Here is a 24,536-nt window from a genome sequence, read left to right as displayed (position 1 = left end):
ACTTCGAGCTCTCAATGAAAACTACTCCCCACTAATCGGTAACTGATTTCTCAGTCCAACTAATGGGGGGCAGTTCAAAGTACCGGCCGGGGTTCTTCTCTGTCTTCTGTCTTTTTCTACTCTGTTTTTGCTCTTTAGCGGACGCCCCCATTCAACTGCGGCACGGGGCAGTAGCCTGTGCGCTCTGCGGCGTATCCGAGGCACGCCGTTGCTGAGAGAGCTTCATAGCCGCCTGCTGAGTCTCGGTGGCTGCTTAGGGGCGCTGAGCTGGGCATAGAAAAGCTCCCGTGGTCACCGGGTTGGTGAGGGCGGGAGCTTTAGCGTTTCGGTTTCGCGTTATTAGGCGAAGAACTTGCGGCGGGCCACGAAGGCGGCGGCGCCAGCCATGGCGACTACCGCTAGGGCGATGAGGCCGCGTGCCACGGTGTTGGAGCCGGTCTCAGCGGCCATACCGCGCGGGGCGGTGGCGGTGTCCTGAGCGGTGCCGACACCCTGGGCGCCGGCGCCGGCGGCCTCGTCCAGCTTGCCGCCCTGGGCGATGACCTCGTCCTTGTTAGCGGCCAAAAGCTCCTCGGAGGCGGCCTTTTCTTCTGCAGTCGGCTGCTCGTTCACGCGGGACTTGTCCTGGGTGTAGGTCTTGCCGTCCTGCATCAGGTACCAGGTCACGCCGCCGATGATGAGGGCTGCCGGCAGGGCCAGCCAAGCCAGCTTGGAGTAGTCCTTTTCTTCCTCTGCCTGCTGCTTGTCGTATTCGGCCAGCATGGCATCGGAAGCAGCGCGCATCTCGTCGGTGATCGGCTCGTTGACCTTGGCCGGATCGTCGACGTAGACGCCCTTGTCCTGGGTGGACTGGTACCAGGTCACGCCGTCCTTATCGGTGATTTCTACCGGAAGCGGGATACCTTCGTTGTCGCCGTGCTCCAAGCGGGCGGCGCGGTTGTCCAGCATGGCCTGAGAAGCAGCGCGCATCTCGTCGGTAACCGGCTCGTTGACCTTGGCCGGGTCGTCGACGTAGACGCCCTTGTCCTGGGTGGATTGGTACCAGGTGGTGCCCTCTTCCTCAATGGTGGCCGGGGCCGGGATGCCCTCGTTTCCCTCGGGGGTGCCTTCCTCGCCGGTGTCACCTGCTTCGCCTTCAGAGGTGAAGCCGTTTTCTTCGCGCCACGCATTCAGGGCGTTGTCGAGCTCCGCGCCGGTCAGTTCGGTGGCATCCTCGCCGAAACCGGAGGTGTACTTGCCGTCGGCGTTCTTGTAGTACTCCGTGCCGTCGACGGTGAGCGTCATCGGGTTTTCCTGGGCCTGAGCCACGACGGTGCCGCCCAGGGTAAGAGCTGCGGCCATAACGCCGGCGGTCAGGGTGCGGGTGAGCTTCTGTATGAGAGGTTCTCCTTGAGGGTGATGGGACTAGGCGCCAAGTTCGAATAGGGGACCATGGCGCCATCGAAATTGAGATTAGCCCCAAGCGCACCTTTTGTCACAACAAGTAACAATTTTCTCATCAGTAACTTTGAGAGTGGCTCACTAATTTTGGCCCTAAAAGCGTAGACAGCGCGGCGGGTGCCTTAACGGGTGCTAGATGAAGTTCCAGCTTGGTGGAGGCTCGAACAGTTTTCGGCGTGGCGAAGTGCTATCTTTTCGGCGAAAAGGTATTATTTAGGGCTCGCGATCTTCGCTGGGGGTAGGTTTCGGGGGTATAGACAACTGCGCTGGGGTAGTGTCGCTGGCGGGTCTCCGGTGGGGATCCGGTCTAGAGCGTGGCCGGCTCCTTGCCCGGGTAGGGCACGGGTTGAACCTCGTCCGGGGAGACCTGGTCCGGCGCATCACTGCCGGCGTCGGGGCTGACCACGGATTCCAGCTGCCAGCCCACGACCGCGTTGCGGACGGCCGGCTGCCACAGGTTGGCGGGCTGGATGCAGCTGATGGTCAAAAGGCGCCCGGGCTGGGGGCCGTCGCCCCAGACGGAGGCATCGTCAGCCAGCCCGCCCTTGTCGGGGTCGTGGAGGTCGGTGGCTGTATAGACCAGCCAGTCGTCGCCGGAGGCCGCCGTGCGCAGGTAGAGCTTGTCGCCCACATTGATGCGGTGCTCGTCGCTGCCGCCGTCGTAGAGGTTGTCGAAGACCCCGGGCACGCCCGCGCCGGTGTGGCCGGCGACCACCACGAGGTCCTCGGCGGTGGTGCCGGGTAGGGAATAGGGGCGGTCATCTCCGGTATACGTGCACGCGGTGTCCATGTTCTCCGGATCGATGGCGCCGTCTTTAGCCCGGCAGGGCTCCGCGTCGAAATTGGCGTGAATGCCGACCGCCGGTACGTACATCTCCTGCGCCGGCGACGGGGCGATAGCCGGGGCCTCGCCCGCGTGGGCCGACAGCTGCGGGGCCTGGGTGATTTCCTCCGGGGTCTCGACGGTGCGCTGGATGGAGAAGATAAGCGCGACCGTAGCTACCACGCCGACGGCGACGCGGACCGCGCCGTTGTTGGACCACGCGCGGAGCAGTCTGGGACCGGCAGTGCTTTCGGCGGTGTCTACCTGGGTGCTCGCCGGCGTAGCCGCGGGCGCCTCCTGTTGCGGGAAGGCCAAAGGGTGTTGTCGCGGGGTGGTATCCGTGCTCCGGCGGGGGCCGTCGGCCTCCGGCCGGGGGCGGGTAGCGGAGCGGGAATCCGGGCGGGCGGCATCGCCCCGGGCCTGCAAGGCGGCCCAGGCACTGGTGTGTGGGTGGCTCGGCATCGAGGTGGCTCCGAAAAGGGATAGGGCGGGGAGAGGGGAAGGAGTCCGCCGGCCGGGCCAGCGGAACGAATATACACAACCATAGTGCCTGGAGTGACTGGAGTTGCAAAAGACACGGTTGGGGTGTCTGGAAAATCTTTGCGCCCTGATTATGCAAGTGCTGGAAATAGTCTTAAAATTTTATGCGTACTAGGCCCGCGTGGCCCCTTCCGCGTAACCGCAGTAAAGGAAATCAATGTCGTTGAATGATTCGGCCGCCGCGGCCGTCAATAAGAAAGTGACCCTGCTGGACAAGTCCTTCAGCAGGTTCGCGGGCCGCTCCACCCTGGCGGGCGTCTACCTGACCGTGGGCACCGCCTTCGCGGGCGTCGTGGGCAACGCTGTGGAGCAGCTCGCGCCCGGCCTGGGCACCCCGGTCTTCGCCATGATCTTCGGCCTGGGCCTGTTCGCCATCGTGGTGCTCGGCGCTGACCTGGCCACCGGCAACATGATGTACATGGTCTACGGCGCGGTCAACAAGCAGGTCTCGTGGGGCAAGGGTCTCTGGCTGCTCATCGTCACGACCTTCTTCAACCTGTTGGGCGTGATTCTTTTCGCCGCGGCCATGGGCATGTCGGCGAAATTCTCCGGGATGGACCCCAGCCACCTCATCGTCACCCTGTCCGAGGGCAAGCTGACCAAGTCCCCGCAGGGCATGTTCGTCGAGGCCATCCTGGCCAACTTCGTGGTCAACATGGCCATCGTGGGCGGCATCTTCGCCAAGGAGGTCGTCTCCAAGTTCTTTATGATCGTGCCCATCATCGCCTGCTTCGTGGGCCTGGGCCTCGAGCACGTTATTGCTAACTTCTGCCTCTTCCTGCTCACCGCCTTCGGCTCGGATCCGCTCCCGGCTGCGCTGACCATCGGCAACGTCGCGCTCAACTGGACCCTGGTCTGGCTGGGCAACCTGGTCGGCGGCGGCTTCCTCATCGGCGGCGTCTACGCCTGGCTGAACAACGGCCCCGAGGAATACCGCGACTAATCCCTGCCAGGGACAAGGACTCTCGGGCCTTTTGGCTCCGCGAATCTCCCAATTTCGGGGAGTTCTCACCTGCTGAGGACGAGGCCCGCTGGGTATGTGCCCGGCGGGCCTTTGGTGATCTGGTGGTGCGTGTGCGGGGCGTTTAACCCCGCGAGCGGTCCAGCTGGCCGGAGTACAGGTTAAAGCGGTTGCCGCGGGCGAAGCCGACCAGTGCCATGCCGGCCTCGCGGGCGGTCTCGACGGCAAGGGAGGAGGCGGCGGAGACCGCAATCAGCGCGGGGAAGCCGGCCATGGCGGCCTTTTGCACCAGCTCGAAAGAGGCGCGGGAGCTAACCACTAGCACCAAGTCGTGGGCGGGTAGACGCCCTTCCAGCAGCAGGTGTCCGATGACCTTGTCGGCGGCGTTGTGGCGGCCGATGTCCTCGCGCACGACGACCGGCTCGCTGTCCATGGTGAAGGCGGCCGCGGCGTGGATGCCGCCGGTCTTTTTGAACTGTTTTTGGTACTCGCGCAGGCGGTCCGGGATGGTTGCGATGAGCTGCGGGTCCACGTCCCAGTGGGGGATGGGGTAGGGCAGCTTGTGCTGGAGCTGCTCGATGGAGGAAGTACCGCAGACCCCGCACGCGGAGGTCGTCAGCCCCAGGCGCAGATCCGAAAGCTCGATGACGTTCTGACGGGCCAGTTCCACGTCCAGCAGGTTGTAGGTGTTCTCCCCGTTGACAGTCGATCCGGCGCAGTAGCGCGCGGTCGTCACGTCGGCGGCGGCCCGGATGTGTCCCTCCGAGTGGAGGAAGCCGTGGGCCAGCTCCACGTCGTGGCCCGGGGTGCGCATGGTGGTCGTAATCGTCTGGCCGTCCACGCGGATCTCCAGCGGTTCCTCGCCCGCGACGGTATCGGCCCGGGTGTCGACCTGGGTGAGCTGGCCGTCGTCGTCAAGGCGCACGCGGGTGACGGCAAAGCGGGCGTTAACCCTGTTGGACACTAATCCTCCTGGTCTGGGTGGTCTTTCTGACCTGGGGTCTCTCTGATCTGGCTTGCTGTGGGCTTGGCCGCGGCGGCCGGGTTGCTACTGCTCGGCGATCTGGGCGCGCAGCTTCTCGATGTGCTGGCGGGCCTCGTCGGTGTCTTTAGAGGCCAGGCCCACCAGGAACGCGGTTAGCGGTGCGGCCGGGCGGGAGCGGTTGTGGGCGACGTCGGCGGTCAGGTCGAGCAATCCCTTGGTCAGGGCGGTGGCATCCGCCTGGTCGAGGCCCAGGTGGCCGGCGGCCTCGACCAGCCAGGCGTGGGCGGACTGCATGGGTTCCTTGTTGTTATCGATCTTCTTCGCATCATCAGACATGGGACCCAGTTTAGGCCCCCGCGCAAAAGGAGGCGTTGATGCTGGTGAATAGGCAAGGGGGAGCCTGATTGGATTCTGCGGTGGGGCGGCGGAAGGGGTGCGGGAAAGCCCCGCGGGCGGCGAAGAAGTCGTGAGCAGTAGAAATTTTACAAACGCCCTGCTGGTTGGGTACACTGACCCGTTGGAATAGCGTCCGTCGGGGGTTTTGAACCCCTGACCTGCGCGGCAGTACCCAAAGGGTCCTGCGGAGCCGTGATTTTTTCGGCGCCTTCCAGGTAAGAATTGAACATCAACTTTGTTGTAGGCCCCTCGCCGATAAAGCGGACCGTGTCTGTATCAAAGGGTGGCGAGCGCCTCGCGGTATTGACCGCGGGGAGCGTGAGTAGCCCGAAATCACACGGAAAACGCGCGTGGTGAGTCCAGTCGAACGGGCAGGCAGTCTCTGCCTGTCGCGCGGCTGGGATGGGAACCGCAACGAGAAAGGTAACGGTCGTTTAACCATGACCATGACTGATCCTATCGCCGACATGCTGTCGCGCGTGCGCAACGCAAACCATGCGCACCACGACACCGTGTCGATGCCGACCTCCAAGATCAAGGTCAACATCGCTGAGATCTTGAAGCAGGAAGGCTACATCGCTGACTACTCTGTCGAGGACCGCGAGCTGTCCCTCGAGCTTAAGTACAACAACCGTGAGCGCTCCCTGTCCGGTCTGCGCCGCGTGTCTAAGCCGGGTCTGCGTGTGTATGCAAAGTCCACCAACCTGCCGAAGGTCCTTGGCGGCCTGGGCGTGGCTATCATCTCCACGTCCCACGGTCTGCTGACCGATCGTCAGGCTCAGGAGAAGGGCGTAGGCGGAGAAGTTCTCGCCTACGTCTGGTAAGGGAGGTATGACACATGTCTCGAGTCGGTCTAGCACCCATCGCCGTTAAGAGCGGCGTCGAAACCAAGATCAACGGACAGACCATCGAGGTTAAGGGCCCGAAGGGCACCCTGACCGTCGAGGTTCCGGAGCCGATCACCGTCGCCGTGGAGGACAACGAGATCCGCGTTTCCCGCCCGGATGATCACCGCAAGCACCGTGCCCTGCACGGCCTGTCTCGTTCCCTCATCAACAACGCCGTCATCGGCGTGACCGATGGCTACACCATCAAGATGGAAATCTTCGGTGTCGGCTACCGCGTTCAGCAGAAGGGTTCGAACCTGGAGTTCAACTTGGGCTACTCCCACCCGATCCTCATTGAGGCTCCGGAGGGCATCAGCTTCGCAACTGATGGCGCCACCAAGTTCTCCATCACTGGCATTGACAAGCAAGCTGTCGGACAGATCGCCGCGAACATCCGCCGCCTGCGTAAGGACGATCCTTACAAGGGCAAGGGCATTCGTTACGAAGGCGAGCAGATCCGCCGCAAGGTCGGAAAGACGGGTAAGTAAGCAATGGCAAACACTGAAAACAACAAGCGCACTCCAGTCGGCAAGGACATCTCTAGCCGTCGTCGCGAGGCACGCGCCCGCCGTCACTTCCGTATCCGCAAGACCCTGCGCGGTACCCCGGAGGCACCGCGTCTGGTTCTCCACCGCTCTTCCCGCCACATGCACGTCCAGGTCATCGACGACCTGGCGGGCCACACCTTGGTCTCCGCGTCCACCATGGAAGCGGACATCCGCGCCCTCGAGGGCGACAAGAAGGCTAAGGCTTCCAAGGTGGGCGAGCTGATCGCAGAGCGCGCCAAGGCAGCTGGCATCGAGCAGGTTGTCTTCGACCGCGGTGGTTACAAGTACCACGGTCGCGTCGCAGCTCTGGCTGAGGCCGCACGTGAAGGCGGTCTGAAGTTCTAATGGTCAACGGAAACATCAACGGAAGGAACGCCTAATGTCGGACCGTGAACAGCGTGACGGCGGACGCTCCGCCGAGAACAAGAACAACAACCGCGGTGGCCACAACCGCCGCAACGATCGTCGTAACCAGGACAACGAGCGCGATAAGTACATCGAGCGCGTTGTGACCATCAACCGCGTCTCCAAGACCGTCAAGGGTGGCCGCAACATGTCGTTCACCGCTCTCGTGGTCGTTGGCGACGGCCAGGGCATGGTCGGCGTCGGCTACGGCAAGGCCAAGGAAGTCCCGGCCGCCATCCAGAAGGGTGCCGAGGAAGCTCGCAAGAACTTCTTCCGCGTCCCGATGATCGCTGGCACCATCACCCACCCGGTCGAGGGCCGCGACGCCGCCGGCATCGTCATGATGAAGCCGGCCGCCCCCGGTACCGGTGTAATCGCTGGTGGCGCTGCCCGCCCGGTGCTTGAGTGCGCCGGCGTGCAGGACATCCTGTCGAAGTCCCTGGGCTCCGACAACGCCCTCAACGTCGTCCGTGCTACCGTGGACGGCCTCAAGCAGCTGGTCCGCCCCGAGGAAGTTGCCGCTCGCCGCGGCAAGTCCGTCGAGGAGGTCACCCCGGCCCGTATGCTGCGCCGTCGCGCAGGTCAGGAGGCATAAACAATGGCTCTGAAGATTACTCAAATTAAGGGCCTGGTGGGCACCAAGCCGAACCACCGCGCCAACATTGAGGCCCTGGGCCTCAAGCGGATCGGTCAGTCCGTCGTTAAGCAGGACACCCCGGTCATCCGCGGCATGGTTAACAAGGTGCGTCACCTGGTCACCGTTGAAGAAGTGGCAGGGGAGTAGATAAATCATGGCTGATATCATCAAGCTGCACGATCTGCGCCCTTCCAAGGGTGCAAACAAGGCTAAGACCCGCGTCGGCCGCGGTGAAGCTTCCAAGGGTAAGACCGCCGGCCGCGGTACCAAGGGTACTAAGGCACGTAAGCAGGTTTCGGCCGCTTTCGAGGGTGGCCAAATGCCCATCCACATGCGTCTGCCGAAGCTCAAGGGCTTCCGCAACCCGAACAAGGTCGATTACCAGGTGGTCAACGTGTCCGACCTGGCCAAGGCCTTCCCGAACGGCGGCGACGTCACTGTCGCAGACATCGTCTCCGCCGGCCTGGTCCGCGCTAAGCAGCCGGTCAAGGTCCTGGGCAACGGTGAAATCAGCGTCAAGCTGAACGTCACCGCTGACAAGTTCTCCAAGTCCGCTGTGGAGAAGATCGAGGCCGCCGGTGGCTCCACCACCGCGACCAAGTAAGTCTTTTTAAGACCTACTAAATAAAATCCCACCGCCGGGTTCCCGCTTGAGGGAGACCGGCGGTGGGATTTTTCTATGCGTTGTATGCCACTCGAGCGCTCAACGCGTTGGAGCGGCAAGCGCCAGGTGAGCGGCGCGCTAGGTTACTTGGATTCTTCGGAGGCCGGCGCGGACGGCTCGGTGGAGGAGACGTCGTGCTCGTTCTCGCTGCGCGAAGAGTCGTCGCAGGCGGTGGCGCCGCCCACGGCGAGCAGCGCGGTCAGGGCGACGGCCGCCAGGCGGCGGGTGGGCTGAAACTTAGTGGTAGCCATAGATAGAATTCCTTCCTTTAACGGCTAACGGTTGTCTAAGCAGCCACCCTAGTCGTTTTTGCGGGTGGCGTGGCGGGCTACCCGATTCCGAAGGGGGATAACGGCGATAAAAGCCACGGCCACGACCAGCCAGCCGGCGCCCAGCAGGAGCCCGGCGTTAGCCAGGCGCGGGGCGATCTCCAGATCCCCGCTGCTGTAGAGCATCACCAGGCCGAGGAGAGCGCCCCAGGCAAATCCGAGGAGGCTGACGGAGACGAGGGGTGCGAAGATCTCGTAGGCGGCCACGCGGGTGAGGAAGCCCGGGCGCAGCCCCATCAGCCGGAGGCTGCGGGTCAGGTCAGCGTTGGCGAAGACCTCGTGCGCCTGGCCCTGCAGGATGGACATCGCCGTGATGCAGAAGCCGAAGGAGATGGTCAGGATGATCCCGGTAAAGACGTCGTGGAAAATGATGGAGGTCTCCGGGTTCTCCCGCAGCGACTGGCTCAGGTCGTCGTCGCCGAAGGGGGAGACGATCATATACCCGGCCAAGAGGCCGAAGAGCGCGCTCGGGGCGACCCGCCGCCAGGCCGCCCGGGCCCCAGTGGCCACGCGGCGGGAGGCGATGAAGTTTGCATTAGAGCCCAACATACCCGCCACCCAGGCGCTGACCTGGAGGAAGAGCGGGGCGATGAGGCTCAGAGTGCCGATGAGCAGAAAGAGAAAAGCGGCGATGGCGAGCATAGCCCCCAGGCTGGCAAAAAAGTCGAACTGATTGACTCCTACCAGCAGGCCGACGGCGAGCACCAGGAAGGCCACGGCGCGCCACCAGCGCAGGGCGCGGGGCATCTGGCGGCGGGCTACCCCTAGCGGGCTCACCGCGACCCGCTGCATGCCGGCCAGGGCGGCGGCTAGCGCGAGGACGATGAGAGCGGAGCCGACGGCCAGGTAGCCCCACCACGGCAGGTAGAGCTCGGTCGGGGAGAGGGGAACCCCCATAAAGGTCAGGGTGGCAAAGGCGGGGACCAGCAGCGCGCTGAGCAAGGCCCCGAGCGCGGTGCCGACCACCGCGTTGATGCCCGTCTCCAGGACCGTCATGCGGGTGATGTCGCGGGCGCTAAGCCCGATGAGCCGCAGGGCGGCCAGCCGCCGCTCCCTCCCGGCGGCGCTGGTGACGGCGGCCTGGGAGATGAGGCTAAACAGGGCAGGTACGAGGAAGGCGCAAGCAATCAGGGCCAAGACCGTCCAAGTGTGCGCGTCCATGCCCGGCTGGGAGGTGTCCAAGCCGGCCTGGAGGTGAGCGTTTTCGCCCCGGCGGTAGAACATGTACGTCCCGCCGGCGACGAGGAAGGCGATGGTCGCGCCCACCGTCAGCGAGCCGAGCGAGAGCAGGGTCAGGGTGCCGGTGCCGGAGCGCGAGGACACGGAGGCCCGGAACAGCTGCAGCGCCAGGCCGCCGATGGAGGCGCGCACCGGCGCGGGACGGGAGCTCGGAGAGGCGGTGGGAGTGCTCATCGTGCGGCCCCCAGCTGGCGGTCGTCGTGGATGATGCCGTCGCGCAGCTCGATGCGCCGGTCCAGCCAGTCGGCCACCTGCGCGTCGTGGGTGACCAGCACCAGGGTGGAGCCCTGCTGGCGCACCAGGGTCGTCAGCATCTGCATGACGTCGTGCCCGGTGGCTTGGTCGAGCGCCCCGGTCGGCTCGTCGGCGAAGATGACCGCGGGCTCGGTAGCCAGCGCGCGGGCGATGGCCACGCGCTGGGCCTGCCCGCCGGACAGAGGCCCGGGGCGGCGGTCGGCGAACTCGCCCAGGCCCAGCTGATCCAGCAGGTGGACGGCGCGGCGCCGGGCCTTCCGGCGGGAGGTGCCGGTCAGGGTAGCCGGCAGAGCGATATTCTCCGCGGCGGTCAGCTCCGGCAGGAGTTGCCCGTCCTGGAAGACGAAGCCGAAGGAGCTAAGGCGCAGGTGCGAGCGGTCGCCGTCGTTGAGCTCGGTCAGGTCGGTCGTTCCGAAGTGGACGCGGCCGGTGGTGGGGAGCAGGACCCCGGACATGCAGTGCAAAAGGGTGGACTTGCCGGAGCCGGACGGGCCCATGATGGCGGCGGTTTCACCCGGGGAAAGCTCCAGGGTGATGCCGGAGAGGACATCGTTGCCGCCAAAATTCTTGGTGACGTCGTTGAGTTTCAGTGTGGTGGTCATGTCTACCTATTCAACGTAGGAAAACGCCGGCGCAGAAGCGGGGTGGAACTAGATTTCCGGGTAGGGCTGGCCCTACCCCCACCGAAAGCGCAGGCGTTAAAGTCTGTCAGTGTGAAACTCCCGTGGAAGCATAACCCGCGCGCGGCCTTCAACCCGGCCGCCACCGAGCGCGCGCAAGAGCGGGCGCAAGCCCAGCGCTTGGCCGAGCTTACCCGCGCCCGCCGGGCGATCGCGGACGCCTACGAAGTCGAGCGCCAGCGCATAGAGCGGGATCTGCACGACGGCACCCAGCAGTACCTCGTGGCGGCCTCCATCAAGCTGGGCGAGGCCCTGCTGGACCTGGAGGGTACCGAGGCAGACCTGGTGCGCGCGGCCAAGGAGGACATCGAAAACGGGCTGGCCAGCCTGCGCGCGACCGTCCGCGGCATCCAGCCGCAGGTGCTCACGGACCGCGGGCTGGTGGCCGCGCTGAACGATGCCGCGGCGGGGTTGGGCCCGCACGTCGCCGTCCGCGCCCCGCACCCGCTGCCGGATCTGCAACCCAGCATTTTGGCGGCCGCCTATTTCTTCGCCACCGAGGCCATGACCAATGCCTCCAAGCACGCCCCGGGCGCGGCGGTCAGTGTCCTGGTCACCGCCGACGCCAACCTGCGCATCACCGTGGTGGACGAGGGCCCGGGTGGGGCCGAGCTAACTCCAGGCTGTGGCCTGGCCGGGATGCGCGAGCGGCTGGCGGCTTTCGGCGGCAGGCTGGAGCTGACCTCGCCGGCGGGCGGCCCCACGCGGGTGGCGGCGGTCATTCCGTTGTTGTTGGAACGAGGAGAAACGGGGATCGGATAATGCGGATTGTTATCGCGGATGATTCCGCGCTGCTGCGCGAGGGCGTGGCCGGGCTGCTAGAGCGCCGCGGCCACCGCGTCGTCGGCCAGGCTAGCGACGCCGACCAGCTGGTCGGCCTGGTGCGTGAGTTGGCCGCCGCCGGCCAACTCCCCGAAGTCTTAATCACGGACGTGCGGATGCCGCCGCGCATGGCCGACGACGGCCTGCGGACTGCGGTGAGCCTACGGCAGGAGTTTCCCGGCCTGGCGGTCGTGGTTTTGAGCCAGTACGTGGCCCCGGCCTATGCCGTGGAGCTTTTCGATAACACCGACGGCGGGACCGGCTACCTGCTCAAGGACCGGGTGTCGGAAGTGGCGGACTTCCTTAAGTCCCTGGACACGGTGGCCGCCGGCGGCGTGGTCATCGACCCCACGGTGGCGCAGGCGCTGATGAACTCGGCGCGCAGCGGCATCGGCGAGCTCACCCCGCGGGAGCGAGAGGTCTTGGAGCTGATGTCCTGCGGGCTGTCGAACCGGGAGATCGAGAACCAGCTGTTCCTATCGACCGCGGCGGTGGGCAAACATGTGAGCAATATCTTCCTGAAGCTGCGCTTGGACCCGGCGGAGGAAAACCGGCGGGTCAAGGCCATCTTGCGCTATCTCGCGCAGCGCCAGCTGCCCGGCTAAGGCGAGCCTAATCGCGTTTAGGTCGCTGCTATTGGGGCTAATGCTTTTGGGGCTGGTAGGGTAATGGGGTCAAAACTGTTCATCCCACCCGGAGGGCTAACCAGGCTGCCTTTACCGCGCGCGCCGCGGGCGGCGGCCTGGCGTTGCCCAGCGGGTCAAATGAGTATCCACCTCGAGGCAGTAGAAGGGCACCGGCACGCGTGAGACGCGGGCGGTATTTTTCTGCGCACGCCCTCGGTAGGCCAGGAGGATTGTGTAGTGTCCGCCATTATTCAGGCATTTAAGGACGCCGATCTGCGCAAGAAGATCATCTTTACGATCGTGATGATCATTGCGTACCGCATCGGCGCGCAGATCCCGTCCCCGGGCGTCGACTACGGCGCCATCGCGGGCCGTCTGCGCGACCTGACGGAAGAATCCGGCAACCTGTACTCCGTCATCAACCTGTTCTCGGGTGGCGCGCTGCTGCAGCTGTCGATCTTCGCCATCGGCATCATGCCGTACATTACGGCCTCCATTATCGTGCAGCTGCTGACCGTGGTCATCCCGCACTTCGAGCAGCTGAAGAAGGAAGGCCAGTCCGGGCAGACCAAGATGACGCAGTACACCCGCTACCTCACCGTGGCGCTGGCGCTGCTGCAGTCCTCCGGCATCGTCGCCCTGGCCGACCGTCAGCAGCTGCTGGGCCAGGGCGTGGAGGTCCTGGTTCCGGACCGCAACATCTTCGACCTGGTGGTGCTGGTGCTGGTGATGACCTCCGGCGCCGTGCTCGTGATGTGGATGGGCGAGCTGATTACCGAAAAGGGTATCGGTAACGGCATGTCCCTGATGATCTTCGCAGGTATCGCGACCCGTCTGCCTACCGACGGCATGAACATCCTGCAGAACAACGGCGGCCTGGTCTTCGCCATGATCGTCGCCGGCGTCATCGTCCTGGTCATCGGCATCACCTTCATCGAGCAGGGCCAGCGCCGCATCCCGGTCCAGTACGCCAAGCGCATGGTGGGCCGCCGCCAGTACGGTGGTTCCTCCACCTACCTGCCGCTGAAGGTCAACCAGGCCGGCGTTATCCCGGTGATCTTCGCCTCCTCGCTGATTTACATGCCGGTGCTGATCACCCAGATCGTCAACTCCAACAACGCGGTCACCCCGGACAACTGGTGGCAGCGCAACGTCATCTCCTGGCTGCAGAGCCCGGCGTCCTGGCAGTACATCGTGCTCTACTTCGTGCTGACCATCTTCTTCGCCTACTTCTACGTTTCGGTTCAGTACGATCCGGCGGAGCAAGCGGATAATATGAAGAAGTACGGTGGCTTCATTCCGGGCATCCGCCCCGGCCGCCCGACGGCCGAGTACCTGGGCTACGTGATGAACCGCCTGCTGTTCGTGGGCGCTGCCTACCTGGGTATCATTGCTATCCTGCCGAACATCCTGCTGGACTTCGGCGTGGGGCACTCCCAGGGCGGCGGCATGACCGCCTTCGGTGGTACCGCGATCTTGATTATGGTCTCTGTTGCCTTGACTACCGTCAAGCAGATTGAGTCCCAGCTTCTGCAATCGAACTACGAAGGACTGTTGAAATAATGCGTTACGTACTCCTTGGACCTCCCGGTGCCGGCAAGGGCACGCAGGCCGCTATTTTGAGCGAAAAGCTGGGCATCCCGCACATCTCCACCGGTGACCTCTTCCGCGCCAACATCGGCGAGGGCACCGAGCTAGGCAAGGAAGCCAAGTCCTACATGGACGCCGGTCAGCTCGTGCCGACCGACGTCACCGCCCGCATGGTCAAGGACCGCCTCGAGCAGGACGACGCCGCCAAGGGCTTCCTGCTGGACGGCTTCCCGCGCACCGTGGAGCAGGCCGACATCCTGACCCAGCTGCTGGCCGACAAGGGCCTGAAGCTGGACGGCGTGCTGAACTTCGAGGTTTCCGAGGACGTCGTGGTCGAGCGCATGCTGGCCCGCGGCCGCGCCGATGACACCGAGGACACCATCCGCACCCGCCTGGGCGTCTACCGCGATGAGACCTTCCCGCTCATCCAGCACTACGGCGACGCCATCATCCCGATCAAGGCCGAGGGCGAGGTCGAAGAGATTAACGCCCGCGCCATGGAAGCACTGGGGAAGTAGGTTAAGAGCCATTTCCATCTTCTCGCGCCGCAGCAAACGCATCCCCGCCCGCACCCCGGGTGAACTCGACGCCATGCAGGCGGCCGGCGAAATCGTCGGTCGCGCCCTGCAGGCCGTGCGCTTGGCTGCGGCGCCAGGCGTATCTACCCTCGAACTCGACGCCGTCGCGGAAGAACTCATCCGCGGCGCCGGCGCTCAGCCCACCTTCAAAGGTTACGAGGGCTTCCCGGGCTCCATCTGCGCCTCCGTGAACGACGTCATCGTCCACGGCATCCCGGATGAGGAGACGATCCTGGCCGAAGGTGACCTGGTCTCCATCGACTGCGGGGCCACCCTCGACGGCTGGGTGGGCGACAGCGCCTGGACTTTCCCTGTCGGCGAGGTCAGCGCGGAGGCCACCAAGCTGAACGATGCCACCGCCTGGGTCCTGTCCGAGGGGCTCAAGGCCATGGTGCCGGGCAACCGGCTGACCGACGTCTCCCACGCCCTCGAGCTGGCCACCTGGGCCGCCGAGGAGAAATTCGGCGTTGAGCTGTTCATCGTCGACGGCTACGGCGGCCACGGCATCGGCTGCACCATGCACGAGGAGCCCTACCTGGCCAACGAGGGCCGCCCGGGCCGCGGGCCCTATATCCAGGAAGGCTCCGTGCTGGCCATCGAGCCCATGCTCACGCTGGGCACCGAGGACTCCGTGGTCCTGGACGACGACTGGACCGTCATTACCGAGGACGGCTCGCTGACCTCCCACTGGGAGCACACCGTCGCCGCCACCGCCGACGGCCCGCGCATCCTGACCCCGCGCTACGACAAGTAGCCCGGCTGCCTAGGGCCAAGCTCCCCAAACACTCCAAAAGCTCCCAGCGAGCGCGCGGCGACGCCGGGCGGGACAGGCCTGTGCGCGGCTACGATTTGGTAACGTTCATGCCCGGCTGGGAAATTCCTCGGCCAGAGGTCTATAATTTTCAGCATGTCGAAATTCCGCTTCAATGCCGTCCCCCTGGCTTTCCGTCGCGCCGCCTTAGCGCTGGCCGCCACGGTGGCCATGGCCGTCACCCTGATTGGTGGCGTGCCGAACGCCCACGCCCAGCAAATGCCGGACCCGACCCAACTGTCCTCCCAAGTTCAGCTGAACCAGGGCAGCTCCCAGCTGCCGAACATCGACCAGCTGTCCAAGCAGGTGCAGGAAGAAGCAGACAAGTTCTTCGGCGGTGCCCGCGAGCAGGCCTGGAACACCCGCAACCAGATGCTCAACGAGGTCAACAAGCTCAACCCGCAGGCCGCCAACGCCCTGCGCCCGGTCGTCGACAACGTCCTGAACGCTCTGTTCCCGGGCCTGGTGGCCCAGAAGCAGGCCGAGGCCAAGGCTGCCCGCGAGGCCGCCGCCCGCGCCCAGGCCGAGCAGGCCGCCCGCGAGAAGGCTGCCGCCGAAGCCGCTGCCCGCAAGGCGGAGCAGGAGCGCCAGCGCAACGCCTTCAACCGCGGCCCGTGCCCGGCCGACGCCGCCGTCTGCGTCGACCTGGACGGCCGCCGCACCTGGCTGCAGAAGAACGGCGATGTCACCTACGTCGCCCCGTCCATGGCCCCGGGCAAGACGGGCCAGGAGACCCCGCGTGGCACCTTCCACGTCAACCGTAAGATCAAGGACGAGATCTCCTACGAGTTCAACAACGCCCCGATGCCTTACGCCATCTACTTCACCAACAACGGCCACGCCTTCCACCTGGGCGACCCGGCCTACGACTCCGCTGGCTGCGTCCGCCTGCCGGACCAGGCTGCTATCCGTTACTTCAACGACCTGCAGATTGGTGACAAGGTCTTCATCTACTAAGCGAAGCTTCGACATCTGAAACTTCCCCGGCCCGCCCCGCCCGCCTCATCCAGGCGCGGGGCGGGTCTTTTTGGCGTCGCTAGCGCGCGGGCACCCAGCATGAACGTTAGGGGACGGGTTTGGAATTCGTGTCGTTAACGCGTATGCTCTTTGTTTGGTGTATGTGTGCGGAACTCTCCGCACGATAAACGCCAGGCAGTAGACAAATACATGCAGTCGCTTCGGCTAGTAGCCAGCGGCTAGAAAAGTTGAGGTTATGGCTAAGGAAGGCGCAATTGAGGTCGAGGGCCGCATCATCGAGCCCTTGCCGAATGCAATGTTTCGTGTCGAGCTTGACAACGGACACAAGGTTCTTGCCCACATTTCGGGCAAAATGCGTCAGCACTACATCCGCATCCTCCCTGAGGACCGGGTAGTTGTTGAGCTGTCTCCTTACGACCTGACCCGCGGACGCATCGTCTACCGCTACAAGTAAAGACAGTAAGCCTCCTTACCCAGGGGCGGCCGCAAGGTCGGTCGCCTTTTTCTACCTCAGGCCACGGTGGCTTGAGCCCCACCACAATTTCGCGCTGGCACCGGCACGGTCCGGGCAGCGCGCGAAATGGTAGGGGACGGGTAGGGAGAAAACCACCGTAAAAACCCGAAAGGACAAGCCACATGGCACGTCTAGCTGGTGTTGATCTCCCGCGCAACAAGCGCATGGAGATCGCTCTCACCTACATCTATGGCATCGGGCACACCCGTGCCAAGGCACTGCTGGAAAAGACCGGCATCTCTCCCGACCTGCGTACCGACAACCTGGATGATGACCAGCTGTCGGCACTGCGTGACGCGATCGAGGCTGAGTACAAGGTAGAAGGCGATCTGCGCCGCCAGGTACAGGCTGACATCCGCCGCAAGATTGAAATTGGCTGCTACCAGGGCCTGCGCCACCGTCGTGGCCTGCCGGTTCGTGGTCAGCGCACCAAGACCAATGCTCGTACTCGTAAGGGTCCGAAGAAGACGATCGCAGGAAAGAAGAAGTAATTCATGCCTCCAAAGACTCGTTCCGGCGCCCGCCGTTCCGGCCGTCGCGTCGTAAAGAAGAATGTGGCCCAGGGCCACGCGTACATCAAGTCCACCTTCAACAACACCATCGTCTCGATCACCGATCAGACCGGTGCTGTTATTTCCTGGGCATCCTCCGGTCACGTCGGCTTCAAGGGTTCCCGTAAGTCCACCCCGTTCGCAGCTCAGATGGCTGCCGAGTCCGCCGCCCGCAAGGCGATGGAGCACGGGATGAAGAAGGTTGACGTTTTCGTTAAGGGCCCGGGCTCGGGCCGCGAAACCGCAATCCGTTCGCTCCAGGCCGCCGGCCTGGAGGTGTCCTCGATCTCGGATGTGACTCCGCAGCCGCACAACGGCTGCCGTCCGCCGAAGCGTCGTCGCGTTTAAGGGAAGGAAGAGGTAACTAAACTATGGCTCGTTATACCGGCCCCGCTACCCGTGTATCCCGCCGTCTCCGCGTCGACCTGGTCGGCGGCGACATGGCGTTTGAGCGCCGCCCGTACCCCCCGGGACAGGCTGGCCGCAACCGCATCAAGGAATCCGAGTACTTGCTGCAGCTGCAGGAAAAGCAGAAGGCAAAGTACACCTACGGTGTCCTGGAGCGTCAGTTCCGTCGCTACTACGCAGAGGCCAACCGTCTGCCGGGCAAGACCGGTGACAACCTGGTCATCCTGCTGGAGTCCCGCCTGGACAACGTGGTCTACCGCGCTGGTCTGGCTCGCACCCGCCGCCAGGCCCGTCAGCTGGTCTCCCACGGCCACTTCACCGTCAACGGTAAGAACATCAACGTTCCGTCCTTCCGCGTGACGCAGTACGACATCATCGATGTCCGTGAGCGTTCCCAGAAGATGGAATGGTTCGAAGAGGCCCAGGATCGCCTGGCCGACGCCAACGTTCCGGCATGGCTGCAGGTCGTTCCGGAGACCCTGCGCATCCTCGTGCACCAGCTGCCCGAGCGCGCACAAATCGACATCCCGCTGCAGGAGCAGCTCATCGTCGAGCTTTACTCGAAGTAAACTTCGAAAAGTCATCTTTATCCCTCTACCGACGTCATATAGCGGGCGTCGAAAAGGAGAATTTCAATGCTCATTTCCCAGCGTCCTCAGCTCTCCGAGGAATTCATCGACTCGTCTCGTTCCAAGTTCGTCATCGAACCGCTCGAGCCGGGCTTCGGTTACACCCTCGGCAACTCCCTGCGTCGTACCTTGCTGTCGTCCATCCCGGGCGCGGCCGTGACCTCCGTCAAGATTGATGGCGTTCTCCACGAGTTCACCACCATCAACGGGGTCAAGGAAGACGTTTCCGAGATCATCCTGAACATCAAGGGCCTGGTACTGTCGTCGGACTCCGAGGAACCGGTCGTTATGTACCTGAGCAAGGAAGGCCCGGGCGAGGTCACCGCGGGCGACATTCAGCCGCCGGCCGGCGTGGAGATTTACAACCCGGATCTGCACATCGCCAGCCTGAATGACACCGCGAAGCTGGACATGGAGCTCGTCGTAGAGCGCGGCCGCGGCTACGTGCCGGCCGCCGCTACGTCTGGGGAAATCGGTCGCATCCCGGTCGACCAGATCTACTCCCCGGTCCTCAAGGTTTCGTACAAGGTCGAGGCAACTCGTGTTGAGCAGCGCACCGACTTTGACAAGCTGATCATCGACGTGGAGACCAAGAACTCCATCACCGCTCGCGACGCCCTGGCTTCCGCCGGTGGCACCCTGGTCGAGCTGTTCGGCTTGGCCCGCGAACTCAACACGGCCGCCGAGGGCATCGAGATCGGCCCGTCCCCGCAGGAGACGGAGTTCATCGCTGCCTACAGCAAGCCGATTGAGGACCTGAACTTCTCCGTTCGCTCCTACAACTGCCTGAAGCGCCAGGAAATCCACACCGTCGGTGAGCTCGCCGAGTGCACCGAGTCCGATCTGCTGGATATCCGCAACTTCGGTCAGAAGTCGATCAATGAGGTAAAGATCAAGCTGGCTAACCTGGGTCTGGCTCTGAAGGACACTCCGGAAGACTTCGACCCCACCCAGCTGGAAGGTTACGACGCTGAAACCGGTGACTTTAAGGATCCGGCTGCAGACGATTCCGAGTAAAGAAGCTAGTGCGCCGGCCCCGCCGGCTGCAGCGCTCATTTAAAACGCTAACGAGGAGTACATAATGCCTACCCCGAAGAAGGGTGCCCGTCTCGGCGGCTCCGCTGCCCAGCAAGCTCACCTGCTGAGCAACCTGGCAGTCAGCCTGTTCGAGCACGGCGCTATCAAGACCACCGATGCGAAGGCGAAGATGCTTCGTCCTTACGCTGAGAAGATCATCACCAAGGCCAAGTCCGGCTCCGTTGCCGACCGCCGCCAGGTTCTGAAGCTCATCCCGCACAAGGATGTTGTTGCTTACCTGTTTGATGAGCTGGCCCCGAAGTTCGCTAACCGCGACGGCGGCTACACCCGCACCATAAAGCTGGACAACCGTGCCGGCGACAACGCTCCGATGTCCCAGATCTCCCTGGTGACCGAGGAGACCGTCTCCGCCGAGGCTAACCGCGCCACCCGCGCTGCCGCCTCCAAGCAGGCTGAGGCCGAAGAGGCCGAGGCTGAAAAGGCCGAGGAGACCGCTGAGGAAGCTCCGGCTGAGGAGACTACCGAGGCTCCGGCCGAGGAGGCTTCCGCCGAGGCTGAGACCGAGGCTGAGGACAAGTAAGTCCTTCTCACTCAGTAGACCGCCCGTCCATTCCGCACCTGCGGTAAGGACGGGCGGTTTCTTTGTGCCGTGGTGGCCGCGCGCCTTGCGGGGGGATACCGCCCCGCGCGGGATAGGACCGCCCAGTGCACAAACCAGCGCGCCGTCCTTGACGGCGCCTGATACAACAACGAACCGCCGGCGGCCCGAAGGCTACCGGCGGTTCGCTGTCTCTGTCTCTCTAAGGTTCCCCAAGCTACGGCTTGAAAAGGAAAACTCCTCCGCGGCCGTTCAAGCCGCCTCTGCGAAGTCCACCCCGCTTTGGCTGTCACCAGCCGCCCTGCGGGGTGCAAGGACCATCTCTCAAATCCACACCAAGGAAAGTGGAAAACTTTCGCCTTCCCTTGGCGCCTGACAATTATTGTGACAGGTCAGTCTGTAAAGGCGCTGTTAATGCAGTTCTCACACATTCAGCTATCCTACATAATGCCCGCTAGGTGCCGAAAAATCCCTCCCAAAGATTTTTTTCCAACCCGGCGTGGCGGTAGCATGTGGGCCTATGAACCCTGCTGAGCACAGCCCCCAAGTCACCCCGGAGGAAACGCCGAACCCCGCGCCCGCGGCGAGCCTGCGGCGCGTGCGGCTGGACGTCGCCTACGACGGTACCGGCTTCCACGGGTGGGCCCGGCAGAAGCCGCAGCAGGGCAGCGAGCTGCGCACGGTCCAGGCGGTTATCGAGGACAACCTGACGATGATCCTGCGCCACCCGGTCGAACTGACCGTCGCTGGGCGCACCGACGCCGGGGTGCACGCGGCCGGCCAGGTCGCGCACTTCGATATCCCGGAGGATTGCTTGCAGCAACGCTCCATCGACGGGGATCCGGGCAAGCTGGTCCGCCGCCTGGCCAAGCTCCTGCCGGAGGATATCCGCGTCCACGACGTCGCCTTCGCCCCGGATGGCTTCGACGCGCGCTTTTCGGCCCTGCGGCGGCACTACGTCTACCGGGTGACCACCTCCCCGGCCGGGGCGCTGCCTCTGCGCCGGGCGGATACCGCGGTCTGGTCGAAGCCGGTGGACATCGACGCCATGCAGCAGGCCGCTAACCTCCTGGTGGGCCTGCACGACTTCGCGGCCTTTTGTAAGGCCAAGCCACACTCCACCACCATCCGGGAACTGGAGAGCTTTACCTGGGAGGATATCTCAACCCCGACCGAGCCGAACCTGTACCAGGCGCACGTGGTCGCCGACGCGTTTTGCTGGTCCATGGTGCGCTCTCTGGTGGGCTGCTGCCTGGCGGTGGGGCAGGGGCGCCGGGACGTCGACTTCGCCACGGCGATGCTCGCGGAGAGTCAACGCTCCTCCCAGATCCCGGTCGCCCTGGCCAAGGGGCTGAGCCTGGTGGGCGTGGACTACCCGGCCCCGGAAGAGCTCTCCGCACGGGCGGAGGCCACCCGGGCCAAGCGCAGCGGTAGCGAGCTGGGCTAAGCCCGGCTACCCTGACGGGCAGCGGCAGAGTTTTCTGGCTGCCGACGGTACGGTTTCTACAGCAGCGATGGGGTGTCGCTGGCTACCCAGGGGGGAAATTTTATGGCGCGTCCAGTGCCCACTACGAAAGCGCAAGTATCCGGCCACAAGTTCCTGCGCAGGCGGGTAGAGCACGGCCTGGTCATGGGGGATATCCGCATGATCCATGACCCGCTGTCCACCCGCCGGCGGGCGCTTATCTTCGGGCTTATCGCCGTGGTGCTGGTGGGCATAGGCTCGGCCCTGCTGGCCTGGCTGCAGCCGGAGCCTAACCCCGGCGAGGCGCCCATCGTGGAATCGGCGGACAAGCAGCTCTTCGTGCTCGTCGACGGCACCTACCACCCGGTTTCCAATTTGGCCTCGGCCCGCATCATCGCCGGCGAGCCGGCGGAACCGGCCCGCATCGGCACCCAGCACCTAGACGACGCGCAGCTGGGCGTGCCCCTGGGTATTGCGGACGCGCCCGGCTTTATCGCCGCCTCCGGCACCGAAAACGCGGTGGAGTGGTTGGCCTGCTTCGCCGGCGCGGACGCGGCGGAAACCCCCGGCTTCGTCATCACCATCGACGCCGCCCGCGAGTTCAGCGCCGGCGACATCGTGGTAACCGCCAACCAGGGCCACGAGCTCCTCGACGGGCGGGCCGCGTGGGTGGAAACGGAGGGCACGGACTGGCTGGTGGACGTGCAGGGCCGGCGCGAAATCCCTCCGGCGGAGACGACGGAAGGGCGGATAATCCGGCGCGCCCTGGGCGTGGACGCGGACACCTTCCGCTGGGAGCTGCCCGCGGAGATGCTCAACGCTTTCCGGGTGCTGCCCGCCGTCGAATTCCCGGACCCGCTGCCGGCCGTCATCGACACCGGCACCGGGGACCAGGGGCTGTGGGCCCGGACGGACCAGGGAGTCTTCGCGCTAACCGAGCCGCAGGCCGGCGCCTTGGTCGATGCCGGCGCGGATCTGCAGCGCCTGAGCCACGAGGAGGTCGCCGCCCTGCCCGATGCCCCGGCGGCGCAGGAGGCCTTCAGCCTGCCCGAAGCCGCGCCTGAGTTCATCGACCCGGCCCACGGCTGGCTGTGCGCGACGGCCGCCGGCCGCGGGGCAGCCGCCCCGCCACAGGAGGGGACTATCGAACTGTCCGGCTCGGCCGTGGCCGACCGCTTCAGCGGCTTGCCCCAGGGCGGGCTGGGGCTAAGTTCCGAGCACGGCTTCCATCTGGTCACCGCGCACGGCCTGCGGCACTCCGTGGAGGACGAGGCCACGCTGGAGGCCCTGGGCACGAGCACCGGGGCGCATGCGCCCTGGCAGATCCTCCGGCTGTTGCCGGGCGGCAGCCAGCTCAGCCGGGAGGAAGCGCTGAAGGCCAGCTACTGAGCGCGCCCGCGCCGGAGGGTGGCCCAACCCAGGGCCGCCACTAACGCGGTGCCGGCCAGGCCGAGCAGCACCAGCTGCGCCCGCCGGGTGGCCGGACGGATGGCGTCCTCGCCCGCGGCCACGGCCAGCGCCCGTTCTTCCTCGGCGTAATCGGCCGGGCGCGCGCCCACGGCCGCCAAGGGATCCACGCCGCCGTGGGCGGGCTCGGCCGCCTGCGCCAGCAGCGCGCGGATGTCTGCGGCACTGGCACCCGGATGGACCTCCCGCAGCAGTGCCGCGGTGCCGGCGACGGTCGGCGCGGCGAAGCTGGTGCCCGTGAACTCGCGCTGCGGGCCAGTCCCATCGGCCGCCACGACGGCCCGGGCCCAGCCCTGCCCGTCGGGGCTTAACCCCAGCGGCACCGAGCCCGGCGCGGACAGCGCCAGGCCGGAGTCGGGCTGCGGGATGGAATATTCCGCACGGACCTGCGGGCCAGCCAGCGCGCCCACGGAGACGACCGTGGCGGCATGGGCCGGGTAGACGGTATGGCCCGGCTCGCAGGAATCACCGGCGTTGCCGGCGGCGGCGACCACCACGGTCCCGGCGGCCTCGGCACGCTCTAGGGCGGCGTCGAGCCGGCTGGTGTCCACGCTGGTGCCGGCGGGCAGGCAGGAGACCACCGAGATGTTGATCACGTCGGCCTCCGCGTCCACGGCCGCCTCGATGGCCTCGGCCAGCGTATCCAGGTCGCCGGCCGCAGCGTCCTCCTGCCCGCCGTCCCCGCCGGCGGCGCGGTAGTGCGCCGAGGTCTGCCGGATGGATAGCACCCGGGCGCCGGGGGCCAGACCGGTATCGGCCGCGGCGATGACCCCGGCGACCACGGTCCCGTGGGCGTCGCAGTCCTCGAGCGGGTTCGGTTCCTCCGGGTCGACGAAGTCGGGGCCCGGATCCAGCTGGCCCAGCTGCGGGTGCGGGTGGACGCCGGTGTCGATGACCGCCACGGTCACCCCGTCCCCGGTGGCCTGGGCGTGCAGGCGGGCGCGGTAGTCGGCCTGCTCGGCGGTCGGGGCGGGGACCTCCTCGGTGGGTACTGCCACCGCGCAGGCGGTGTCCGGCTCCGCCGCGGCGGCTATGGGAGCCACACCCGCGACGACGGCGCCGGCGACGAGTGCTGCGGCGCACCTAGTTCCTCGTCCTGGACGCTGCGTCATCCCAGCCCCCGCAGCAGGGCGAAGAGCCCGATTAGGTGCGCGGCCAGGGGCAGGCACGTGGCGATGGCAAGCGCCTCGGCGCGCTCCCACCAGACGATGGTGGTCGGCTCCGCCGCGGGGACTTTCGCCGCCCACAGCGGGGTGCTCAGCGCGCCCGCGGCGGCGAAGCCGGCGACGATGAACATCGCCAGGTGCGGGTCGCCGTCGCTGGCCGGCGCGCTGGCCGCAACCGGGATGAGGCAGGCGGTCAGCAGGCTAGCGGCCGCCAGCAGGGACAGGCACCATGCGGCGCTGGCCTGCCCGTGCCGCACCGCGTGCATGATGAGTGCCCCGCCGACGCACAGGCACAGCGCCTGGGCGAAGCCGGAGCCGTGAAGCTGCGTGCCGAAGGGCCCCTCGTAGACCGGCGTAATGCCCGTGCCGGTCAGCGCCAGCGCCGCCAGGGCGGGCAGCGCAGCCAGCCCGGCGCCCAGGCAGACCCCGGCGTAGAGCTCCTGGGCGCGCCGGGCGCGGGCGTCCACGTCCGGCTGGTGCCCGTCGGAGACCGACAAGTCCTGGCC

General features: G+C 65.5%; 29 protein-coding genes and 1 pseudogene. 21 read left to right on the top strand and 9 right to left on the bottom strand.

The genetic code is table 11. The features are described 5' to 3' along the window. Positions 1–339 precede the first annotated feature (339 nt). Both ACEE23_RS10760 and ACEE23_RS10755 read right to left on the bottom strand, forming a co-directional pair. The gene (locus tag ACEE23_RS10760; RefSeq protein WP_448872728.1) at positions 340–1,341 is read right to left on the bottom strand and encodes a hypothetical protein; all 1,002 of its coding nucleotides are present in this window, start codon (positions 1,339–1,341) and stop codon (positions 340–342) included. 406 nt (positions 1,342–1,747) lie between these two features. Further along, positions 1,748–2,725, bottom strand: a complete 978-nt coding sequence (locus tag ACEE23_RS10755; protein ID WP_448873603.1) for a hypothetical protein — start codon at positions 2,723–2,725, stop codon at positions 1,748–1,750. 235 nt (positions 2,726–2,960) lie between these two features. Between ACEE23_RS10755 and ACEE23_RS10750 the strand changes: the two genes are divergently transcribed. After that, positions 2,961–3,746 carry a formate/nitrite transporter family protein gene (locus ACEE23_RS10750; RefSeq protein ID WP_448872724.1) on the top strand — a complete coding sequence of 262 codons (786 nt, stop codon included), beginning with the start codon at positions 2,961–2,963 and terminating at the stop codon, positions 3,744–3,746. A 142-nt stretch (positions 3,747–3,888) separates the two neighbouring features. On the opposite strand, the gene fdhD is transcribed toward ACEE23_RS10750, so the two are convergent. Together fdhD and ACEE23_RS10740 are read right to left on the bottom strand one after the other, a co-directional pair. Next, positions 3,889–4,728 carry a formate dehydrogenase accessory sulfurtransferase FdhD gene (gene fdhD / locus ACEE23_RS10745; protein ID WP_448872722.1) on the bottom strand — a complete coding sequence of 280 codons (840 nt, stop codon included), beginning with the start codon at positions 4,726–4,728 and terminating at the stop codon, positions 3,889–3,891. A gap of 84 nt (positions 4,729–4,812) precedes the next feature. Further along, entirely contained in the window at positions 4,813–5,085 is a 273-nt protein-coding gene (locus ACEE23_RS10740) for a DUF6457 domain-containing protein (RefSeq protein WP_448872720.1), read from the bottom strand. A gap of 500 nt (positions 5,086–5,585) precedes the next feature. On the opposite strand from ACEE23_RS10740, the gene rpsH reads away from it, so the two are divergent. The 6 genes from rpsH to rplO are packed head-to-tail and all read left to right on the top strand — an operon-like array spanning position 5,586 to position 8,226. Further along, positions 5,586–5,969 (top strand): 30S ribosomal protein S8, encoded by a 384-nt coding sequence (gene rpsH, locus ACEE23_RS10735; protein WP_368520787.1) that lies wholly within the window; start codon positions 5,586–5,588, stop codon positions 5,967–5,969. 14 nt (positions 5,970–5,983) lie between these two features. After that, positions 5,984–6,520: a 50S ribosomal protein L6 gene (rplF, locus tag ACEE23_RS10730; protein ID WP_368520788.1), complete on the top strand. Its 537-nt coding sequence runs from the start codon at positions 5,984–5,986 to the stop codon at positions 6,518–6,520. 3 nt (positions 6,521–6,523) lie between these two features. Beyond that, complete coding sequence (gene rplR / locus ACEE23_RS10725) at positions 6,524–6,925, top strand: 50S ribosomal protein L18 (protein WP_070768213.1); 402 nt, start codon at positions 6,524–6,526, stop codon at positions 6,923–6,925. 34 nt (positions 6,926–6,959) lie between these two features. Further along, a complete protein-coding gene (gene rpsE, locus ACEE23_RS10720; RefSeq protein ID WP_070768214.1) occupies positions 6,960–7,580 on the top strand; it encodes a 30S ribosomal protein S5 in 621 nt (206 codons plus the stop codon). A 3-nt stretch (positions 7,581–7,583) separates the two neighbouring features. Continuing rightward, positions 7,584–7,769, top strand: a complete 186-nt coding sequence (gene rpmD, locus ACEE23_RS10715) for a 50S ribosomal protein L30 (protein WP_290224733.1) — start codon at positions 7,584–7,586, stop codon at positions 7,767–7,769. A 7-nt stretch (positions 7,770–7,776) separates the two neighbouring features. Further along, positions 7,777–8,226 (top strand): 50S ribosomal protein L15, encoded by a 450-nt coding sequence (rplO, locus tag ACEE23_RS10710; protein WP_070768216.1) that lies wholly within the window; start codon positions 7,777–7,779, stop codon positions 8,224–8,226. A gap of 143 nt (positions 8,227–8,369) precedes the next feature. On the opposite strand, the gene ACEE23_RS10705 is transcribed toward rplO, so the two are convergent. Genes ACEE23_RS10705 through ACEE23_RS10695 form a run of 3 tightly spaced genes read right to left on the bottom strand, consistent with a single transcriptional unit; the run spans position 8,370 to position 10,711 of the window. Beyond that, positions 8,370–8,537, bottom strand: coding sequence for a hypothetical protein (locus ACEE23_RS10705; protein ID WP_368520789.1), 168 nt, complete (start codon positions 8,535–8,537; stop codon positions 8,370–8,372). Between the two features lie 48 nt (positions 8,538–8,585). Beyond that, positions 8,586–10,028 (bottom strand): FtsX-like permease family protein, encoded by a 1,443-nt coding sequence (locus tag ACEE23_RS10700; protein ID WP_368520790.1) that lies wholly within the window; start codon positions 10,026–10,028, stop codon positions 8,586–8,588. Continuing rightward, positions 10,025–10,711: an ABC transporter ATP-binding protein gene (locus ACEE23_RS10695; protein ID WP_368526390.1), complete on the bottom strand. Its 687-nt coding sequence runs from the start codon at positions 10,709–10,711 to the stop codon at positions 10,025–10,027. The genes ACEE23_RS10700 and ACEE23_RS10695 overlap by 4 nt, the downstream gene beginning before the upstream one ends. Before the next feature lie 198 nt (positions 10,712–10,909). On the opposite strand from ACEE23_RS10695, the gene ACEE23_RS10690 reads away from it, so the two are divergent. The 14 genes from ACEE23_RS10690 to eccB all read left to right on the top strand — a co-directional run bounded on the left by ACEE23_RS10690 (position 10,910) and on the right by eccB (position 22,786). After that, complete coding sequence (locus tag ACEE23_RS10690) at positions 10,910–11,551, top strand: sensor histidine kinase (protein WP_409338209.1); 642 nt, start codon at positions 10,910–10,912, stop codon at positions 11,549–11,551. Next, complete coding sequence (locus ACEE23_RS10685; protein WP_368520793.1) at positions 11,551–12,216, top strand: response regulator; 666 nt, start codon at positions 11,551–11,553, stop codon at positions 12,214–12,216. Before ACEE23_RS10690 ends, ACEE23_RS10685 begins: the two co-directional genes overlap by 1 nt. A 258-nt stretch (positions 12,217–12,474) precedes the next feature. Next, positions 12,475–13,800 carry a preprotein translocase subunit SecY gene (secY, locus tag ACEE23_RS10680; protein WP_070768220.1) on the top strand — a complete coding sequence of 442 codons (1,326 nt, stop codon included), beginning with the start codon at positions 12,475–12,477 and terminating at the stop codon, positions 13,798–13,800. Beyond that, complete coding sequence (locus tag ACEE23_RS10675; protein WP_368520794.1) at positions 13,800–14,345, top strand: adenylate kinase; 546 nt, start codon at positions 13,800–13,802, stop codon at positions 14,343–14,345. Before secY ends, ACEE23_RS10675 begins: the two co-directional genes overlap by 1 nt. Before the next feature lie 16 nt (positions 14,346–14,361). Continuing rightward, the gene (gene map, locus ACEE23_RS10670; RefSeq protein WP_448872732.1) at positions 14,362–15,159 is read left to right on the top strand and encodes a type I methionyl aminopeptidase; all 798 of its coding nucleotides are present in this window, start codon (positions 14,362–14,364) and stop codon (positions 15,157–15,159) included. 153 nt (positions 15,160–15,312) lie between these two features. Then, positions 15,313–16,173 (top strand): L,D-transpeptidase, encoded by an 861-nt coding sequence (locus ACEE23_RS10665; RefSeq protein ID WP_368520795.1) that lies wholly within the window; start codon positions 15,313–15,315, stop codon positions 16,171–16,173. Between the two features lie 256 nt (positions 16,174–16,429). Next, positions 16,430–16,648 carry a translation initiation factor IF-1 gene (gene infA / locus ACEE23_RS10660; protein ID WP_004566852.1) on the top strand — a complete coding sequence of 73 codons (219 nt, stop codon included), beginning with the start codon at positions 16,430–16,432 and terminating at the stop codon, positions 16,646–16,648. Positions 16,649–16,830: 182 nt separating this feature from the next. Further along, on the top strand, positions 16,831–17,199 hold the full coding sequence (gene rpsM / locus ACEE23_RS10655; RefSeq protein WP_296202787.1) for a 30S ribosomal protein S13: 369 nt from the start codon (positions 16,831–16,833) through the stop codon (positions 17,197–17,199). Positions 17,200–17,202: 3 nt separating this feature from the next. Continuing rightward, positions 17,203–17,607 carry a 30S ribosomal protein S11 gene (gene rpsK / locus ACEE23_RS10650; protein WP_070768225.1) on the top strand — a complete coding sequence of 135 codons (405 nt, stop codon included), beginning with the start codon at positions 17,203–17,205 and terminating at the stop codon, positions 17,605–17,607. A 23-nt stretch (positions 17,608–17,630) separates the two neighbouring features. Further along, positions 17,631–18,236, top strand: coding sequence for a 30S ribosomal protein S4 (gene rpsD / locus ACEE23_RS10645; protein WP_070768226.1), 606 nt, complete (start codon positions 17,631–17,633; stop codon positions 18,234–18,236). Between the two features lie 66 nt (positions 18,237–18,302). After that, positions 18,303–19,313, top strand: a complete 1,011-nt coding sequence (locus tag ACEE23_RS10640; RefSeq protein ID WP_448872713.1) for a DNA-directed RNA polymerase subunit alpha — start codon at positions 18,303–18,305, stop codon at positions 19,311–19,313. Positions 19,314–19,377: 64 nt separating this feature from the next. Continuing rightward, positions 19,378–19,914 (top strand): 50S ribosomal protein L17, encoded by a 537-nt coding sequence (rplQ, locus tag ACEE23_RS10635; protein WP_368520796.1) that lies wholly within the window; start codon positions 19,378–19,380, stop codon positions 19,912–19,914. Positions 19,915–20,452: 538 nt separating this feature from the next. Next, positions 20,453–21,379 carry a tRNA pseudouridine(38-40) synthase TruA gene (gene truA, locus ACEE23_RS10630; RefSeq protein ID WP_448872711.1) on the top strand — a complete coding sequence of 309 codons (927 nt, stop codon included), beginning with the start codon at positions 20,453–20,455 and terminating at the stop codon, positions 21,377–21,379. Positions 21,380–21,493: 114 nt separating this feature from the next. Further along, on the top strand, positions 21,494–22,786 hold the full coding sequence (eccB, locus tag ACEE23_RS10625) for a type VII secretion protein EccB (protein WP_368534271.1): 1,293 nt from the start codon (positions 21,494–21,496) through the stop codon (positions 22,784–22,786). Here eccB and ACEE23_RS10620 read toward each other — a convergent pair. Both ACEE23_RS10620 and ACEE23_RS10615 read right to left on the bottom strand, forming a co-directional pair. Then, positions 22,780–23,907, bottom strand: a complete 1,128-nt coding sequence (locus ACEE23_RS10620) for a S8 family serine peptidase (RefSeq protein WP_448873601.1) — start codon at positions 23,905–23,907, stop codon at positions 22,780–22,782. The two genes, eccB and ACEE23_RS10620, sit on opposite strands and share 7 nt — an antisense overlap. Positions 23,908–23,972: 65 nt before the next feature. Then, positions 23,973–24,536: pseudogene (locus tag ACEE23_RS10615) on the bottom strand (type VII secretion integral membrane protein EccD); the annotation flags it as partial.

This window comes from Corynebacterium sp. 32222D000AT (assembly GCF_053546955.1).
This window is presented reverse-complemented; position numbering and strand designations above follow the sequence as displayed.